General features: G+C 44.8%; 17 protein-coding genes. 9 read left to right on the top strand and 8 right to left on the bottom strand.

Translation table 11 applies throughout. The features are described from left to right. Nucleotides 1–2: 2 nt before the first annotated feature. The 8 genes from fadA (at nucleotide 3) to BS617_RS14795 (ending at nucleotide 6,674) form a co-directional block, all read left to right on the top strand. Nucleotides 3–1,178, top strand: a complete 1,176-nt coding sequence (fadA, locus tag BS617_RS14755; protein WP_075173747.1) for an acetyl-CoA C-acyltransferase FadA — start codon at nucleotides 3–5, stop codon at nucleotides 1,176–1,178. A 434-nt stretch (nucleotides 1,179–1,612) separates the two neighbouring features. Continuing rightward, a complete protein-coding gene (locus tag BS617_RS14760) occupies nucleotides 1,613–1,954 on the top strand; it encodes a hypothetical protein (RefSeq protein WP_139303214.1) in 342 nt (113 codons plus the stop codon). 87 nt (nucleotides 1,955–2,041) lie between these two features. Continuing rightward, nucleotides 2,042–2,545 carry a ParB N-terminal domain-containing protein gene (locus tag BS617_RS14765; protein WP_075173749.1) on the top strand — a complete coding sequence of 168 codons (504 nt, stop codon included), beginning with the start codon at nucleotides 2,042–2,044 and terminating at the stop codon, nucleotides 2,543–2,545. 123 nt (nucleotides 2,546–2,668) lie between these two features. Next, nucleotides 2,669–3,028 carry a hypothetical protein gene (locus BS617_RS14770; protein WP_075173750.1) on the top strand — a complete coding sequence of 120 codons (360 nt, stop codon included), beginning with the start codon at nucleotides 2,669–2,671 and terminating at the stop codon, nucleotides 3,026–3,028. Between the two features lie 875 nt (nucleotides 3,029–3,903). Continuing rightward, entirely contained in the window at nucleotides 3,904–4,653 is a 750-nt protein-coding gene (locus tag BS617_RS18490; RefSeq protein WP_075173752.1) for a DNA cytosine methyltransferase, read from the top strand. Then, on the top strand, nucleotides 4,643–5,029 hold the full coding sequence (locus BS617_RS18495; protein ID WP_075173753.1) for a DNA cytosine methyltransferase: 387 nt from the start codon (nucleotides 4,643–4,645) through the stop codon (nucleotides 5,027–5,029). Before BS617_RS18490 ends, BS617_RS18495 begins: the two co-directional genes overlap by 11 nt. Nucleotides 5,030–5,038: 9 nt before the next feature. Then, entirely contained in the window at nucleotides 5,039–5,995 is a 957-nt protein-coding gene (locus BS617_RS14790) for an AvaI/BsoBI family type II restriction endonuclease (RefSeq protein WP_075173754.1), read from the top strand. 319 nt (nucleotides 5,996–6,314) lie between these two features. Further along, complete coding sequence (locus BS617_RS14795) at nucleotides 6,315–6,674, top strand: VOC family protein (RefSeq protein ID WP_075173755.1); 360 nt, start codon at nucleotides 6,315–6,317, stop codon at nucleotides 6,672–6,674. A gap of 17 nt (nucleotides 6,675–6,691) precedes the next feature. Here BS617_RS14795 and BS617_RS14800 read toward each other — a convergent pair whose 3' ends face one another. The 8 genes from BS617_RS14800 to BS617_RS14835 all read right to left on the bottom strand — a co-directional run bounded on the left by BS617_RS14800 (nucleotide 6,692) and on the right by BS617_RS14835 (nucleotide 15,428). Beyond that, nucleotides 6,692–7,522, bottom strand: coding sequence for a hypothetical protein (locus BS617_RS14800; protein ID WP_075173756.1), 831 nt, complete (start codon nucleotides 7,520–7,522; stop codon nucleotides 6,692–6,694). 147 nt (nucleotides 7,523–7,669) lie between these two features. Beyond that, the gene (locus BS617_RS14805; protein WP_075173757.1) at nucleotides 7,670–8,704 is read right to left on the bottom strand and encodes an NAD(P)H-dependent flavin oxidoreductase; all 1,035 of its coding nucleotides are present in this window, start codon (nucleotides 8,702–8,704) and stop codon (nucleotides 7,670–7,672) included. A gap of 283 nt (nucleotides 8,705–8,987) precedes the next feature. After that, nucleotides 8,988–11,735, bottom strand: a complete 2,748-nt coding sequence (gene acnA, locus BS617_RS14810) for an aconitate hydratase AcnA (RefSeq protein ID WP_428977891.1) — start codon at nucleotides 11,733–11,735, stop codon at nucleotides 8,988–8,990. A gap of 157 nt (nucleotides 11,736–11,892) precedes the next feature. Beyond that, on the bottom strand, nucleotides 11,893–12,525 hold the full coding sequence (locus BS617_RS14815; RefSeq protein ID WP_075173758.1) for a YitT family protein: 633 nt from the start codon (nucleotides 12,523–12,525) through the stop codon (nucleotides 11,893–11,895). A gap of 124 nt (nucleotides 12,526–12,649) precedes the next feature. Next, nucleotides 12,650–12,973: an AzlD domain-containing protein gene (locus BS617_RS14820; RefSeq protein ID WP_249263626.1), complete on the bottom strand. Its 324-nt coding sequence runs from the start codon at nucleotides 12,971–12,973 to the stop codon at nucleotides 12,650–12,652. Further along, nucleotides 12,963–13,715 (bottom strand): AzlC family ABC transporter permease, encoded by a 753-nt coding sequence (locus tag BS617_RS14825; protein ID WP_075173759.1) that lies wholly within the window; start codon nucleotides 13,713–13,715, stop codon nucleotides 12,963–12,965. Before BS617_RS14825 ends, BS617_RS14820 begins: the two co-directional genes overlap by 11 nt. 5 nt (nucleotides 13,716–13,720) lie before the next feature. Beyond that, nucleotides 13,721–14,524 carry an MOSC domain-containing protein gene (locus tag BS617_RS14830; RefSeq protein ID WP_075173760.1) on the bottom strand — a complete coding sequence of 268 codons (804 nt, stop codon included), beginning with the start codon at nucleotides 14,522–14,524 and terminating at the stop codon, nucleotides 13,721–13,723. A 55-nt stretch (nucleotides 14,525–14,579) separates the two neighbouring features. Further along, complete coding sequence (locus tag BS617_RS14835) at nucleotides 14,580–15,428, bottom strand: SMP-30/gluconolactonase/LRE family protein (protein WP_075173761.1); 849 nt, start codon at nucleotides 15,426–15,428, stop codon at nucleotides 14,580–14,582. A 156-nt stretch (nucleotides 15,429–15,584) separates the two neighbouring features. Here BS617_RS14835 and BS617_RS14840 point away from each other — a divergent pair, with 156 nt between their 5' ends. Continuing rightward, on the top strand, nucleotides 15,585–16,331 hold the full coding sequence (locus BS617_RS14840; protein ID WP_075173762.1) for a helix-turn-helix domain-containing protein: 747 nt from the start codon (nucleotides 15,585–15,587) through the stop codon (nucleotides 16,329–16,331). Nucleotides 16,332–16,477: the final 146 nt, after the last annotated feature.

A 16,477-nucleotide genomic window follows, 5' to 3' on the forward strand; every position in this document is an offset into this window, starting at 1 on the left:
TAATGAGTCTGCAACCCAATGACGTTGTCATCGTAGATGCGGTACGTACCCCAATGGGACGTTCAAAAGGTGGTGTTTTCCGTAATGTTCGCGCTGAATCTTTATCAGCATCTGTCATGAAAGCGCTACTCGCACGCAACCCCGCAGTCGATCCTAATCAGGTTGAGGATGTAATCTGGGGTTGTGTAAACCAAACACTAGAACAAGGTTTCAATATTGCCCGTAATGCCGCTTTATTAGCCGGGTTACCTCACTCAGTTGGCGGCCTAACCGTTAACCGCTTGTGTGGTTCATCCATGTCTGCGCTGCATACAGCTGCACAAGCCATCCAAACAGGTAATGGTGATCTATTCATCATCGGCGGTGTTGAGCATATGGGTCATATCGACATGGCGCATGGCGTTGATATCAACCCTGAAATGTCTAAATATTCAGCCAAAGCTGCCATGATGATGGGTTTAACGGCTGAAATGCTCGGTAAAATGAATGGAGTAACGCGTGAGATGCAAGACGCCTTTGGGGCTCGCTCTCATCGCTTAGCGCACGAGGCGTCGGTATCCGGACGTTTTGATAACGAAGTGATCCCTATCGAAGGCCATGACGCTAATGGCTTTAAAGTATTGGTAGAACGGGATGAAGTTATTCGCCCAGAAACAACGGTAGATACGCTAGCGGGATTAAAACCAGTCTTTATCCCTAAAGTAGGCACGGTAACGGCAGGCACATCATCGGCTATTTCCGATGGTGCATCCGGTATGTTGGTGATGTCAGCGCAAAAAGCAGAAGAGCTTGGGCTAAAACCTCGCGCTGTTATTCGTGGCATGGCCATCGCTGGTTGCGACCCATCCATTATGGGTTATGGCCCGGTACCGGCTACTAAAAAGGCTTTAAAGCGTGCCGGCCTTTCCATCGATGATATTGATTACTTCGAGCTGAACGAAGCCTTCGCGGCGCAAGCGCTGGCGGTCATGCAAGGTTTGAAAATAACAGACCGTATGGATACACGTATTAACTTAAACGGCGGTGCTATCGCACTTGGCCATCCACTAGGATGCTCAGGATCGCGTATTACCACAACGTTGTTAAACGTGCTAGAAGATAAACAAGGTACGCTCGGTGTAGCCACCATGTGTATCGGTATGGGCCAAGGTATAGCGACGGTTATCGAACGTCTGTAATACCTGTATCCATGATTAAAAAAGGGGCCTAGTGCCCCTTTTTTGTGCCTGAAATTTGGGGATTACAGCAGATAATAGCGGCTGATCCGTATCTAGAGTAGAGAGCAAAAGCCTGTGGATATTTGTTAAGGATTTCTCGCAGGATATACAGTATATTTTGGATAAGTGTTAAAAATGGCACGGTTTGCAAAACGAGCATGCTCGTTTACACAATGAATAACTTACACAACGTCATTAAAAACAATAAGATATGAAAATTCTAAGGGAAGATAGCGTGCCACACAAGGAATGTTAACGCGCATGCGCGTTTTTGTTCTGTGCCTTTTCTCCTACCTGCCTTAAAGTTAATCAATTTCAACGAGTTGTGCGCCTTCCTGACTAAACGGTTAGGAATGATAATGCGCATGCTCATGAATAAAACTGTTATGTGCTGAATGTCGCTTAGTACTTTGTCTCATCCACAAATGGGAGAAGTGACTTTAAAAATATTTCAAGATCAAGGCGTGTTAAAAAATACTCAATTTGGAAGGTATAATATGGATATAAATTTAGAAACTAAGAAACTAAATGAGCTTAGCAATAAATATGAAGAGGTTAAGTCTTCTTATTTTTCAGAATTAGAAAGAGATGTTAACCGGCGAGATGGCAGTGCTCGGCAAGATGCTCTGCATGAGCGCTTCATGCAAGAAAGTCGTGATAGATACTATGATGCAAAAGAAGCATTTGAAGCTCAAGTAAAGCTTGTTGCTAAACTACTGCAGGATAAAAACACATAACAAAGCGCTCAAAATCAGTCGCTGCGCTCCTTGGGACCTCCAAAAAGCTGCGCTTTTTTCCGGCCCTTTAGCGCGGCGTTATATCTCATGAGCGATGGACCAAATATCGAAAAGTTTTTGAAAGAGAGAGCCAGAGTTGCGGAAGAATTGAAACTAGTGGACAAACTCGTTAGGGCATACAAAAATTCTACTCCTAAAGTAACCCCCATCTGGGATGCAACTCCAAACTCGATTACCTTTAATGATATTAGTAATGAGATTTTGCAGTCAGGAATGGATATTTATACCGCATCATTTGACGATGTATGGGCTGGAATATTTGAACCAGAAATATACGACAAGGATACGTTGTGGAAAACGATACATGACAGTCGGAAGATTGCTCGAGTCATAGAGGCTTGGGAGAACAAGCAGGCTCTTTCTCCATTATTTTTCGTAAAGCATGGGAGTAAAGACTTAGCTTTAGTGGCAGATGGGAAGCATCGTTTAACTGTGGCGAGGTGTATGGGGTGTGAAAACATTCCATTTATGGTTCAGTCAAATACAAGCTCTTGGTTAAAAAATGCAATACCATCAGCAGAAAAGATATAACAAGGCGCTGCAAGGGAAAAAACTATGCTCCACTAATTTGTGGTTCGTTGCACTCAGTTTACCACAAATTAGCTCCGCTTCGTTTTTCCCCTGAGCGCGGCGTTATATCTCAAGGAGAGTCACATGAGCAAAATGTCAGGAGTTAACCGGTTGGAAGTGGAAAAGTACAGTTGTCCTGACTGTGAAGTCGATCTTAACGACGAAGATGTCAGAAATTCATGGCGTTGCCCAAAGTGCAACGACTTTGTCCATATTTGGGCTCATGACCCTGGCACTAATACAAAAATTACCCTTGTTAGAAAGCGAGCTGATGAAGTTGAAGAAGGAGATATGGTTCATCTTCCAGGTCAATTAACAAAAGATTGCTATTGGGTTTTGGGTATATCAAAGGTGAAATCGCAAATAGGCATAGGGCTAAAGGGGTATGGTCAATATAAGCTGGCAGCAGACGAGCCCGTAAATTGCCGCATCGGTGGTGGCTAAGATATAACAAGTTGCTCAATTTCGTTCCGGCCGCAAAAAGCGCGGCCTCCACGGGACAGCCTACGCTGTGCTTCGGCTGCCCATTAGCAACGCGTTAGCATAAATGCAGATCACCATAGGAGGGCTACAAGTGATAGAAGGGATATTGGGAGGACTAGTCGCGTCAGCAGCATTCTTGCTTTTTCTTCACAGATTAAGACCGTCTATTAAAATTTCTCCGGTAATTTCTAAGCGAGTTACTGACAATAACACCATTTACCAAATAAAGATTGTTAATACTGGCTCTAGAAACGCAATCCGTTTAGAAGCCGAACTAGAATCAATAAAATTGCGTGTCGTTCCAAATGGTCATACCCAAACATCACAGTCTATTAAACTAAAAAAGTCAGTCGTCAATTTCCTTTTTACGTATAAGCATAGTGAAATCGAAGACAAGGGATCGTACAGATTCAGTACCGAAGAAAATCTAGATGAAATATTCGATGAGGATTCAAACAACTATCTCCGGTTCCGGTTGTTCGCGGTTGACGAAATGTTGAATTTTGGCAAACTATTTACCGTTGAATACAAGGTTTATAGAAATTCGATAATTGAGGGTGATTTTGAACACGGTGATAGTGTCAATGTTACGTAGTAAAAATGCTAACAAGGCCAAGCAGCATCAGTCGCTCCTCTCCTTGGACAGCCTTGCTGTTACTTGTTTTGTGCATGGCTACGCCAATGTTGCACAAAACACTCCACATCAAGTCTGCCGCTGTTGGCGGCGTTATGGGGCTTTACTCTGCAAGCAAACATAGAAGCCATCTTAAATATCATGAAAAATATGAAAATGTTAAGATGCTGTATTTAATTACACTAATCAAATTGAGTAAATAATGGCCAAAAAGAGAGAGGTTATCAGCCTATTTTCTGGTGCAGGTGGTATGGATATCGGCTTCAAAGAGGCTGGTTTCAAGATAGCAGTTGCAGTAGAACAAGATCCTTCATGTTGCGATACATTAAGACTTAACAGCCCTGATTTGCCTGTTATAGAGGGCGATGTAAGCCAGGTTTCTACGGAAGAAATTCTTAAAAAAGCTAAACTAAAGCCGCTTGAAGCGGCTTTAGTTATAGGTGGCCCTCCATGCCAGTCATTTAGCTTGGCTGGAAAAAGAATGGGAATGAATGATGATAGAGGTAAATTACTCCTAGAGTTCTCCAGAGTAGTTCATGAGGCCCTGCCTGATGCATTTGTGATGGAGAATGTAAAAGGAATGCTAAATTGGGAAAAAGGTAAAGCGATAGAAGCTGTTTTAAATGAATTCAGAGAGCCAGTGGTATACGAAGGTAAAGAATATCACTATGACGTAAGTTATAAGGTTCTAAATTCATCAAGTTATGGGGTTCCTCAACACCGTGAGAGACTATTTATAGTTGGCAATAGGCTAGGGAAAACTTTCGAATTTCCAGAACCAACTCATGGCGAACAAAACAACTCTGAACCAGATTTATTTTCTTCCCCGCTTAAACCGTACTCAACTGCTTGGGATGCATTCGGTGATTTGCCACCAGCCGACGAGCCATCAGAAACAGCCAAAAGAGTCTCACAAACGATTAAAGGGAGAATTGAAAAGCATGGATATTAAAAATCACCAAATGACAGCACACTCCCCAAGTACTCTAGAAAAGATTAAGTCAGTTCCTATTGGAGATAAGCTATCAAATCAAAGAAAAACTTTTGGATCAACTTATCGTAGATTGAAACCAGACCTCCCGTCTCCAACAGTAACAAGAAGTGGTTATCGAGATTTTATTCACCCTTATGAGCAAAGAATGTTAACGGTTCGAGAATTGGCTTGTTTGCAGACTTTCCCTTTAGAGTGGGAATTCACAGGGGTTAGACTGGACTCTTACAGTAGCAAAAGAAAAACTACTATGACTCAATTCGGTCAAGTTGGTAACGCTGTTCCTCCAAAATTAGCAAAAGCTGTTGCAGATGCTGTTTTAAAACAATTTTTCTAAGGAAGAAAGTTGAATAAGTATATAAAAAAATCTGCCGACTTGGAGACCACTTACCAAGAAACAAAAATTGGATTTCTGAGCATAGCCTTACGGAAAAGTAAGGAGGCTAATCATTATTTAAATCTAGCATCAGCATTTCGAACAATAGCTGATGATTATGATAACCCCTTAGATCTAATAAACAATGACGACATAACAGTTAGCATGTGTGAAGCGGCTGGGGTGTCAACAAAAGCAAGGGGCTACCTTCAGCCTAATGATACAAAAGAAATTCTTACTGACTTTGTTGAAGAGTATCTTATAGCTGCAGGTGCTAATTATGTTGATGAACTAATTAGCCGGTATTTACTTACGCAAGGCGATGCATTGGGTGGGCGAATGAGAAATATAGTAGGCGGGCTGGCAGGTGAAAAGCTCACACAAAATATTATCTCAGCTCTAACTGTTAGAAATTTTGAATTTCAGTACTTTGAAAAGCATTCACAAAAATGGATTAACGGAGATAAGTTCCAAGAAGATCAAAGCAATCTAGTAAAGGCCATAAAATGGACTAACGGCGAGAAAAGTAGACTTCTCTATTATGATCTTACTGTTCCTGTTGTAAAAAAGAATATTGATATTGTGCTATTCAATAATTCTGATGTTAATAACAAAAATTCCAAAGAATTTAAGGAGTTCATCTCCAATCATGATAACTATTTGGCTTTAGGTGAGTTAAAAGGCGGTATAGATCCGGCAGGAGCCGACGAACACTGGAAAACTGCAAACACGGCCTTAACAAGAATACGGACGGCCTTTGGAAATCTAGATAAAAGTGTTTCTACAATTTTCATTGGTGCTGCAATAGAGGCAGCAATGGCAAAAGAAATATATGAGCAATGCCAATCCGAAGAACTTTCAAATTGTGCCAACCTAACCAAGCCTAGGCAATTGGCTGAAATTTGTGATTGGCTTGTTAAGTTGTAATTACCACAGCCCCATAACAAGTCAAAGCACTCGGACGCAGCAAAGCTGCGCCGGTGTTTGAGGCGTTACCCATAATGGCATGCTAGCATGCACAAATGGTCACCGGGTGGGTTGATCCATTGGCGGGTTTTTAATTCATTAATCAGTGTAGTGTGTTTTACTTTTGCGTGGCTACTACTACGCTACAGTAGGCGATTATTATGGATATAAACTCAGTAGCGGGTGTGGTGTTTATTAGATGTGGTGTGAAGTTAGCGCTAATGACATTAGCTAATACAGCCCGCCAGCAGGATAATCCACACGAAAGGAGTCTGTTTCTATGCACGCAGTCCTCAATACGATCATGATTTACGCAAAGGATATGAAACGAACGGCGGCTTTTTATAAAGAGTATTTCGGGTTTAATACATCTGGAGAAGTAGTGGAAGGCTTGATAGAGCTGACCTCGCAGCCAAGTGGTACAACCTTGCTGATACACCAAGCGGCTAAAAGCGTTAAGTTGGGTCAAGCCTCGGTGAAGTTGGTTTTTAGCGTGCAAGATGTAGAAGGTTTTAAAATACAAAGTGCTGAAAGAGGCTTGGTATTTGGGAGTACCCACCAAGCCAACGGCTATGCATTTGCTAATGCCAAAGACCCCGACAAGAATACAGTTTCTATATCCAGTAGGGCGTTTCGGTAAAGCGTTTATTCACGTTTTTAAGGCGTATGTTTAACCGTCTTGTTGTGTGTCTGGTCGTTTTGAGTGGACACTACATCGGCGGCGGGTACTGGAATACTATCGTTAGCTGTATTGGTAGTGTCCGCGGTATTGGTGGAGGTGTTATCCTCAACAGGCGGCGCCATTTTAGCGTTAAAAGCGTTTAGTCGTTCGGTTTGCGCTTGTTGACGTTTAACTCGTGCGGCTTCTTTTTCGGCTATGTTTTGTTGTGCCACCCACACTTTATTTGCGTCTTTATCCATTTGCTCAATGCAGCTAACACACTGCACGGTATAAACCGCCGCATTATGCTGGTAATAGCCTTGTCCGGCTTTATCCACTCGCCAACTGACAAGTTCAGTACCGTTTAGCATCATAGTACCTGCTGCATAGCAGTTAGAGGCTTGATGGTTGATTGAATAAGTGTACGCTTGTTGCGCACTCGTTGGCTTAAGAGAGGATGTTTCGGTTGTAGGTGTCTCGGCATTAACTGTTTGGTGAGAGGATGTTGCAGTGACAATCATAGCCGGCGTGCTAGCACGCTTGGCTGGTCGGTTAAAAAAGTGCTCGATATCTGCAGAAGACACTAAAAAATCAGGACACTGCTCGGGCGTTTCAGTGGTAGTAAGTAACCCTGAATAGGCACCGTTTAAGCTGATGTTGACCGCTGAAATAGTGGGTTGAGCCACAGCTGGCGAGCTTGGCGTAGCTTGTTGATTAGATGGCTTAACTTGGCATCCGCTGATTAAAAAACTGCTGCTAATTGCAGTACAAATAAGTAACTGAGAAGCTTTAATAGAGGGTGCTTTCCCTAACCGTGCGTAACGCATTTAGATACCTTGTCACTTCCTGTGACGGCTGTGTGTAAATCGAGAGCAAAAGGTAGCGAATAACGCTACTGAAATCAATTAAAGAACACGAGTGTCGCTTAAAAGATTCGGTTTTATTCTATTTATGGGTCCACTCTCGTCGAATCTTCATTTAAACAGTGACTCTATTACAGAACGCGTACTTTCTTCTTTACAGTGCTGAGCATTTTCACCACTCCAAAGCGGTGAAAAGTCGCCTGAATCTTGTTTTTCGGCCGCTGTTCGTAAAGGGGCAAGAGCAGGCGTTGCGCTAGGAAAAGCCGGTGCGTTTTCGTTGAAAGGCCCCAATTCTTTGATGATTCGATTGACGATACCACGCGCTGGTCGACCAGAGAATAGGTTGGTCAATTGCGTGTGTTGGGCCTGCTTACTCATTAACGTGCGTCTATGGATTGCGCTGGTGGTTGCCTCATGTGATGTCAAAAAGCGAGTGCCTATCTGTACGCCGCTCGCGCCTAATTGTAGAGCGGCTTGCACACCGCGTTTATCCGCAATTCCGCCAGCGGCGATTACGGGAATATCAACCGCATCGACAATTTGCGGTAGTAAAGCAAACAAGCCCATTTGGTCATCAAGAGAGTCATTAAGAAAATGCCCGCGATGACCGCCAGCTTCTAGACCTTGAGCAATAATAACATCAGCTCCATTAGCGGCTAACCATGTCGCTTCGGCAACCGTCGTAGCCGATGACAAAATCAGACTCCCCCAGCTTTTTATGCGTTTAACGAGTGCTTGGTCGGGTAAGCCAAAGTGAAAGCTCAGCACAGGCGGTCGGTATGGCTCAATCGCATCGGCCATGGTGTTACTAAAAGGTGTACGTCCGCCGCCCTGAGGTGGCTCAGCGCTGAGGCCAAACTCTTCATAATAAGGTTTTAAGCACGCTAGCCATCGCGCTTGTGCTGCTTCATTGGGGGCCGGTGGTGTATGGCAAAAAAAGTTGAGGTTATAGGGCTGCTCTGTTTTGGATTGGATGTTTTCAATCGCCTGCACCACTTGTTCAACCGATAACATGGCGCAGGGTAGCGAGCCTAAAGCGCCTGCTTTGCATGCAGCCATTGTTAACTGTTCATTTTGTACGCCTGCCATTGGCGCCTGAATGAGTGGATATTTTAAGGCGAGTAGGGTGTCAATGCGAGCAGCCATGAGTGTTAGCCTTTTGAGCAAGTCTGTTTAATAGTTTAGAAGCTATCCTAACCTTCACACGGGGTTTGGCTATGGTGCTTTGGACTAAGATTTTTCCGATCTTTCTGGAGGACGAATAGTTTCGATGAGTAGCATTTAATGTGGCGGGTGGCCATTACTCTATGAATAACAATTTTAAATTTGTAGTGTTATAAAACCCAAAAAATTACCCGCTACCTAATCAGATAGCGGGCATCGCGTATACGCAAAATCACAATTCACGAGTTTTCACTCGTCCTCGTCCTTAAGACTTCATCAAACTTCGCAGCACGTAGTGCAGGATGCCGTCGTGGCGGAAGTAATCCAGCTCGTTCGCCGTGTCGATCCGCGATTTTGCTGAAACTTGTGCAACGGCACCGTCGGGATATGTAATTGAGACATCTAACATGCCGCCGGGTTTCATGTAGGCAACACCGGTGATGCTTATTTTTTCTTCGCCGGTTAAATTGAGGGTGTTTCTATCTTCTCCTTCAACAAACTGCAGCGGTAATACCCCCATGCCGATAAGGTTTGAACGGTGGATACGCTCGAACGACTCAGCAATCACAGCTTTGACTCCCAGTAACCGAGTACCTTTAGCTGCCCAATCTCGTGATGAGCCTGTACCGTATTCCTTACCAGCCACTACAACGAGTGGCGTGTTGGTTTCAGCGTACTTCATGGCCGCATCGTAAATTGCCATTTGTTCGCCACTTGGAATGTAACGGGTGTAACCACCTTCTACGTTTTCTAGCATTTCGTTACGAATGCGCACGTTAGCAAAGGTGCCGCGCATCATCACTTCGTGGTTACCACGGCGTGAGCCGTAGGAGTTGAAGTCTTCAGGTTTTATGCCTTTAGCTTGCAGGTATTTACCGGCTGGGCTGTCGGCTTTTATGTTCCCCGCCGGCGATATGTGGTCGGTGGTCACTGAGTCGCTAAACTTAGCGAGCATGTGAGCGTCCTTAATATCTTGTAAGGGAGCGGGTTCGCTTTCCATACCTTCGAAAAAAGGTGGGTGCTGGATATAGGTGGAATCTTTCGACCAGGCGTAAGTGTTACTTTGTGGTACTTGGATAGACTGCCAATGCGCATCGCCATCAAAAACTGCGGCGTATTCTTTACGGTACATTTCCGTTTTGACTTGCTCGACTGCATCGGCAATTTCTTTTTGGCTCGGCCAAATATCTTTTAAGAATACGGGATTACCTGCTTTATCGGTCCCGAGTGAATCGGTGGTGATATCGGTTAGTAGGGAGCCTGCTAGGGCATAGGCGACAACTAAGGGCGGTGAAGCTAACCAGTTGGTTTTGATAAGCGGATGGATACGGCCTTCAAAGTTACGGTTACCCGATAGTACGGCACCTACCGTTAGATCATTATTGCGAATTGCTGTATTGATTGGATCAGGTAAGGGGCCTGAGTTACCGATACAGGTAGTACAACCGTAGCCAACCAAGTTAAAGCCTAATTCGTTGAGGTAATTCTGTGTGCCGCTAGCATCGAGGTAGTCGGTGACGACTTTAGAGCCAGGAGCGAGTGATGTTTTAACCCATGGTTTAGACATTAAGCCTTTTTCGCGGGCTTTCTTCGCTAATAAACCCGCGGCTAGCATCACACTTGGGTTAGATGTGTTAGTACATGAGGTGATAGCGGCGATAACGACCGCACCATGGTTGAGTGGAAAACGTTCACCTTTGTAATCAACATCGAGTGTTTGAGTACTGTCGTGATGGCTATTTTCTGCTCCCACGGCTGTATCACCACCCTCGGATAACCATTTGCCTTCTTCGACTAAGCTAATGTTCGGTAGACTATCACTTAATAGCTTTTCAAAATTGGTCTTCATGTCGCGCAATGCAACGCGGTCTTGAGGGCGCTTGGGGCCTGCAAGGCTGGATTCGACTTCGCTCATATCTAAGTGCAGCGAGTCGGTGAAAATAGGCTCGTGTCCCGGTTCGCGCCATAGCCCTTGTGCTTTGCTATAGGCTTCAACCAGTGCCACTTGGTCATCATCGCGGCCTGTTAAGCGAAGGTAATTTAGCGTCTCTTCATCGACGGGGAAGAATCCGCAGGTTGCGCCATACTCAGGAGCCATGTTGGCGATAGTTGCTCGGTCAGCTAAAGGCAGATCTTTTAAGCCGTCACCGTAAAATTCGACAAACTTACCTACCACACCTAACTTACGTAGCATTTGTACTACGGTAAGAACCAGGTCGGTAGCGGTAATCCCTTCTTTTAGTTTTCCCGTTAATTTAAAGCCAACAACTTCAGGGATTAGCATGGATACAGGCTGACCAAGCATGGCTGCTTCCGCTTCGATACCGCCAACCCCCCAGCCTAACACGCCTAGTCCGTTGATCATGGTAGTGTGTGAGTCAGTGCCCACTAATGTATCTGGAAAGGCGTAAGTCTGGCCATTGGATGCTTGTGTAAAGACGGTTTTGCCTAAGTACTCAAGGTTTACTTGGTGACATATACCGGTGCCGGGCGGGACCACGCGGAAGTTATTGAAGGCTTTCTGAGTCCAGCGTAAAAACTCGTAGCGTTCTTGGTTGCGCTCCATCTCTATCGCGACATTATCTTTAAAGGCGCTGTCGTCGCCAAAATGATCGACCATTACTGAGTGGTCGATCACCAAATCAACCGGCGATAGCGGGTTTATCTTGTTCGGGTCACCACCCAATTTGGCAATGGCATCGCGCATTGATGCCAAGTCAACGGCACCGGGAACGCCGGTAAAATCTTGCATTAATACACGAGCTGGCCGATAGCCGATCTCTCGATCGGAGCGAGCGTCTTTTTGCCAATCGACAAGGGCTTGAATATCCGCGTCAGTGGCGGTCTCACCATCTTGAAAACGCAGTTGGTTCTCTAAAAGAATTTTAAGCGTGTTTGGTAGCTTGTCGATGTTACCGAATTGCTCTGCGGCTTTGCTGAGGCTGTAGTAATGAAAGGTCTGCCCATTGACCGCTAATGTGGATTGTAGCGCGTCGTTTTTGTTGAAAATCACGGTGCTTCTCCTTTGCTCGCGGAAGTTTGTGTGAGCGAGGAGGTGTCAATTTGCGGGAAAGACTCCTGCTCCACAAACATGTTGTAGTAAAGGTATAGACATAAACTGAAATGATAATTCCATAATCTTTGATGAAATTTAATCAACTAAGTGTTGCTTAGGCTAAGTACCGGAAGGGCCTGTGATTCATTGCAATAATTAAATTGAGCAAAAATGCGCCTAAAATAGAAGCTAGCAAGATAGGGATTGAAACAATAAAGAAAGAGGCAATGATGATGCTGCAATCTACACACATTTGAAAAGTACCAGCGCGAATGCCTTTGTGCTCTTGTAGGTAAAGCGCCAATATATTGAGCCCGCCCAAACTGGCTTTATGTCTAAAGAGTACCAGCATCCCCAAGCCCATCAGCATGCCGCCGATCACCGTCGCGTAAAAGGGATTAAGCGGTTCTAAATGGATAAAGTACGGATGTATCTCAGCAAAAACAGATACTAAGGCCACCGCTAAAAATGTTTTTAGCGTGAATGCCCAGCCCATTTGCTTAATAGATAGATAATAAAAAGGTAGGTTTAGTGTAAAAAACCATACACCAAAGGGGATATCGCTGATGTATAGCATTAAGAAACCAATCCCCGCTGTCCCCCCAGTAATCGCACCAGCATGTCTGAGTAGCATAATACCAAATGACACCACCAGAGTGCCCGTGACTATAGCCAATAAATCTTCAATCAGGGAGTGAGGCGTTTTATTTTGCTCGTTTGAAATGGTTGAGTTGTTAACACTGGACATTGGACCTTCCCATCACGTTTTACAGTGCGATTAACATAGCACTGATTGTGTAATTTTGGTTACACAAAAAGAAAAGAAAGAGCTATCCGCGCAAGTACTCATTCTGGCGTTATTCATCGCTGTTTTAAGATGACTGTACTAAACGAACTAATAAAAAGATGAACATACCGGTCACTATGGTAATTAGAAGGTTGCGGCTGATGAGTGAAGTCAGAGCCGCTACCACGGCTGCAATTAACCATGCATTGTCCCAATCTAGCCAGACTTCGCCTTTAGGCATAACGACAGCAGGGATAATGATAGCGGTTAGCACCACAGGAGGAACATAGCCTAGCGCTTGGCTCAGCCACGATGGGAATTGTATGCGGTCTGCCATAGCAAAGAGAACAAAGCGAGTGCTAAAAGTCGCGATAAACATGCCTATGATTAAAAACAGTTCATTCGTCACTGTCGACTCCTGTATTTTTCTTCACATGGCGGTTGAGTAGCAATTGCAGTGATATGCCGACACAGACGCCCATAAAGGCAGCAACCATTAAACCGAGTTTATGGGGCATGTTATAGGTAGCGATGGCAATGAGTCCGGCAACGATAACCGCCGCCCACATGGGGCGAGTTTTAAGATAGGGCATAACCATGCCTATAAACGTCACTGACATGGCAAAGTCCAAACCCCATTGCGTCATATTAGGGAATAACTCCCCTAGGGTGATACCGATAGCCGTACAGAGTACCCAGTTACTGTACATAGCGAGAAAAGAGCCAAGATAATACCAGTGTGCGTACTCGGTATTGGTGCTGTTTAGGTAGCGATTACTAACAGCCGCAAAAGTCTCGTCGGTTAAACCAAAGGCCATGACAGCTCGCCAACGTAATGATAAGTGGCGTACTTTGGGAACCATGTTAGCGGCATAAAGCATGTGTCGTAAGTTGACGATAAAGGTCGTGACAATAATGACAGGGATAGCAGCCCCAGCAGATAACATGCCTAGCGCAATGAACTGGCTTGCACCAGCATAGACGATGAACGACATAGCTAAGGCACCCAATGCAGAAAGGCCACTAGGTTCGGCTAAAGTCCCAAAGATGATACCAAAAGGAATGGCACCGATAATTAAGGGAATGGTTGCTTTGGCTCCAGAAAGGCATTCTCTGGACGGTGTTGTGGTAACCGATTGTTGAGTGTTCATGTGGATTAGTCGAGGACCTCAACTGTCATCCCTACTTCGATAACTCCGGTTCCTTCAGCGATTAAGTTATGGCCAAAAAGTGGTGCTCGCTTTTCGCTGCTGTGATGCTTGATTAACGTGCGTAGGGGCTCTAGGCCCTTATCAAATGTGAGCGAACGAGGAGGCAAGGTGATAAGTTTGCAACGTTCGCAAGGGGAGTGAAAAGTAAAGATAAGCTCGCCTACACGAATCCTAGACCAACCATCTTCGGCAAAAGCATCACTTCCTGAAATAACGATGTTCGGGCGAAACTGCGCCATGTGAATCTCATTATCACAATGCGTTTGTATAGCGTCCAAAGAGCTAGTACTGGTAAGCAGTAGCGGATATCCGTCGGCGAAGCTTACCTGCTTGTCATCACGTTTTTTGATAGGACGAGAGCTTTGCTCACCAAAAAAAAGTAACTGGCATTGTGTTCCTAAAAACTCGCTTATCCACGCATCGGCGTCGCTACCACAGCGTTGCGCTGATACATTTTGTTTCCATACGGTGGCAGATGTGTAGCTGTCAGAAAACTCTTTTTCTTGAAGCACAAGCTCAGCGGGTGTGCCGTCTAGCGAGGCTAAAACTAAGCCGCCGTTGAAGGTAGTGGCCAGCAACGTAGTCAGTTTTGGAAATTTGCGGGCGGTCATGAAATTGCCGTCCATATCGGCGACAAGGTAGCGCCTATCACCAGCGAGTCCGAGGGAGTCAATCCAGGCTCGGCTTAAATTGACCGCAGCACAAGATTTTACTGGGTAGTGGTGTAAGCTAGTGATATGGATGGTCACAAAAGATCCCTCAGTCGGCGTTGTCCAAATGAGGGAGCATTGTAAAGATATTTAGCTATGGCTGCCAAGCATTCACGGTGCCGTCCATCATCATGGGTGCATATAACATATTCCCTACAGAGCCAATATCGGCAAGGCCTTGGCCGAGGTGCTGTTTATTAGACCCATCTGATTTCATTAGGTCACCGGCTAACCAGTCACTTATCCAAATAGTGTCGTTGATACGGGTAATGCCATCGATATTGCCAAGTGGCGTGCCATCATGAAAAGGAGTTAGCGTCTCATTGGCTAAATTTAAGCGGTATAAAGTCCCCGGGGAATGGGTGCTAAAGTCGTCATTCAGACCTTGCCCCCAGTTACCTATAATTAGTTGATTATCTTCCCAAAAAACTCCGTTGGGGTGCTCTATCTCCGCATAAGACTTCCATAGCGAAAACTCCCCATCCACTAATCGGTATAGTCCACCCGCTAACAGATCGGATACATAGACGATACCCTCGGGTGACACCGTAACATCGTTGAGCATTTGGGCTGCAGGGGCGTGCCACTGCGCCACTGTTTTCCCGTTACGTAAATCAATTTTATGCAGGCGAGAGAGGTCAGCAACGTACAAATAGCCTTCATGGATGGCCATGCCTTTTGGAGCATCCATGCCTTCAGCCCAGCGTTGCTTAATCCATTGACCGCTGGAGGTGATTTTACTGATATAGCCTTCTCCGTTGACCTCCATTGGTGTGCCATTGATATTGCTCACGTATAAAAATTGCTCATCTCCTACGACAGACTCTGGTTGGTCAAAGCCTTTGAGTGTCCAGGTAGGAGTATTCGGTTGTGCTGTACCTAGTGTGCTGTAAACGATGGCCGTTAGTAACGATAGGGTGCGTAGTGTGTGTACGATGCGCATAATAAAACGTTCCTTTAGTAAGATATTAGTTCGACGTGTCTGGTTATTAGTGTCATATTTGTATCTTTCTTGGAATTAATGAATGTTATGGTATTAAATAATGATCCTTTTTGAGTGAGTTTGGATCATTTTTAACCAAAGCGTTGGAGCGAAGTAATGCATCATCAGCAAGGCGGAGTGTTTCAAACACTTAAGGATGTCATGAGAGCAAAAGGAATGACTTATAAGGCATTGGCTGTTCTTATGGATGTATCGGAGCCCACCGTGAAGCGGATTTTTCAGGATCAAGACTGCAAATTAAGTCGGCTACTCACTATCTGCCAGTTACTTGATATCGATGTAGAAACGCTGTTAGAAATGAGCGAAAGGCAGTTACCTGCAATTGAGCCTATATCTGAAAAAGCGGAAAAGGCGTTGGCCAATGACCGAACATTGATGTACTTATTTATGCTTCTGGTGAGCGACGTACCTTTGTCCGAAGTGCAGCGTACCAGTGGCTTTTCGGATGCTGAGGTTTATCAGTACTTACGTCAGCTAGAACAAATAGGCTTGCTGCGAGTAGGAGTTGAAAACCGCATAACTTTTTTAGTTGAGAAGCCCATAAAGTGGCGCTTAGATGGGCCATTACATCCTATTTTGGTCGCGGTGAATCAAGCGTTTGTTGAGAAAGCGGTCGAGAACCACAACAAAGATCACACTCCGTTTTACTCTGCTAGCCGAATGATGAGTGAACAAAGCCGTGAAGAATTAGATCACGCGTTTAAGGAGCTGTATGCGTTATTTCATAAGCTCGCATCATTGGATAAAGTTATGTTACCTAAGGAGCAGTTAAAGCCTTATAAGCTACTAGCTACCCTCGCACCTTTTGATGCATTGCACTATTTTCGTCATTCTTCAAAGTAATTATCAAAATTAGCAACAGTCCTTTGTTTAAGACAAAGTCTGAAAATGATGTACGCTATCATTTTGTGTGCTAGCCTCTGTTTCATAGCGTCTGAACCGTTTATTTGATCGGTTTTTTGAACTGACTCGCTCAGCTGGTTCTACTC

Origin of the sequence: Neptunomonas phycophila, assembly GCF_001922575.1 — a bacterium.
Classification (GTDB): Bacteria; Pseudomonadota; Gammaproteobacteria; order Pseudomonadales; family Balneatricaceae; genus Neptunomonas; species Neptunomonas phycophila.

What these genes read in the sequence shown, in the direction of transcription:
- fadA (WP_075173747.1), top strand. Translation starts at nt 3, where the DNA reads ATGAGTCTGCAACCCAATGACGTTGTCATCGTAGATGCGGTACGTACC.
- BS617_RS14760 (WP_139303214.1), top strand. Translation starts at nt 1,613, where the DNA reads ATGTCGCTTAGTACTTTGTCTCATCCACAAATGGGAGAAGTGACTTTA.
- BS617_RS14765 (WP_075173749.1), top strand. Translation starts at nt 2,042, where the DNA reads ATGAGCGATGGACCAAATATCGAAAAGTTTTTGAAAGAGAGAGCCAGA.
- BS617_RS14770 (WP_075173750.1), top strand. Translation starts at nt 2,669, where the DNA reads ATGAGCAAAATGTCAGGAGTTAACCGGTTGGAAGTGGAAAAGTACAGT.
- BS617_RS18490 (WP_075173752.1), top strand. Translation starts at nt 3,904, where the DNA reads ATGGCCAAAAAGAGAGAGGTTATCAGCCTATTTTCTGGTGCAGGTGGT.
- BS617_RS18495 (WP_075173753.1), top strand. Translation starts at nt 4,643, where the DNA reads ATGGATATTAAAAATCACCAAATGACAGCACACTCCCCAAGTACTCTA.
- BS617_RS14795 (WP_075173755.1), top strand. Translation starts at nt 6,315, where the DNA reads ATGCACGCAGTCCTCAATACGATCATGATTTACGCAAAGGATATGAAA.
- BS617_RS14800 (WP_075173756.1), bottom strand. Translation starts at nt 7,522, where the DNA reads ATGCGTTACGCACGGTTAGGGAAAGCACCCTCTATTAAAGCTTCTCAG.
- BS617_RS14805 (WP_075173757.1), bottom strand. Translation starts at nt 8,704, where the DNA reads ATGGCTGCTCGCATTGACACCCTACTCGCCTTAAAATATCCACTCATT.
- BS617_RS14815 (WP_075173758.1), bottom strand. Translation starts at nt 12,525, where the DNA reads ATGTCCAGTGTTAACAACTCAACCATTTCAAACGAGCAAAATAAAACG.
- BS617_RS14825 (WP_075173759.1), bottom strand. Translation starts at nt 13,715, where the DNA reads ATGAACACTCAACAATCGGTTACCACAACACCGTCCAGAGAATGCCTT.
- BS617_RS14835 (WP_075173761.1), bottom strand. Translation starts at nt 15,428, where the DNA reads ATGCGCATCGTACACACACTACGCACCCTATCGTTACTAACGGCCATC.
- BS617_RS14840 (WP_075173762.1), top strand. Translation starts at nt 15,585, where the DNA reads ATGCATCATCAGCAAGGCGGAGTGTTTCAAACACTTAAGGATGTCATG.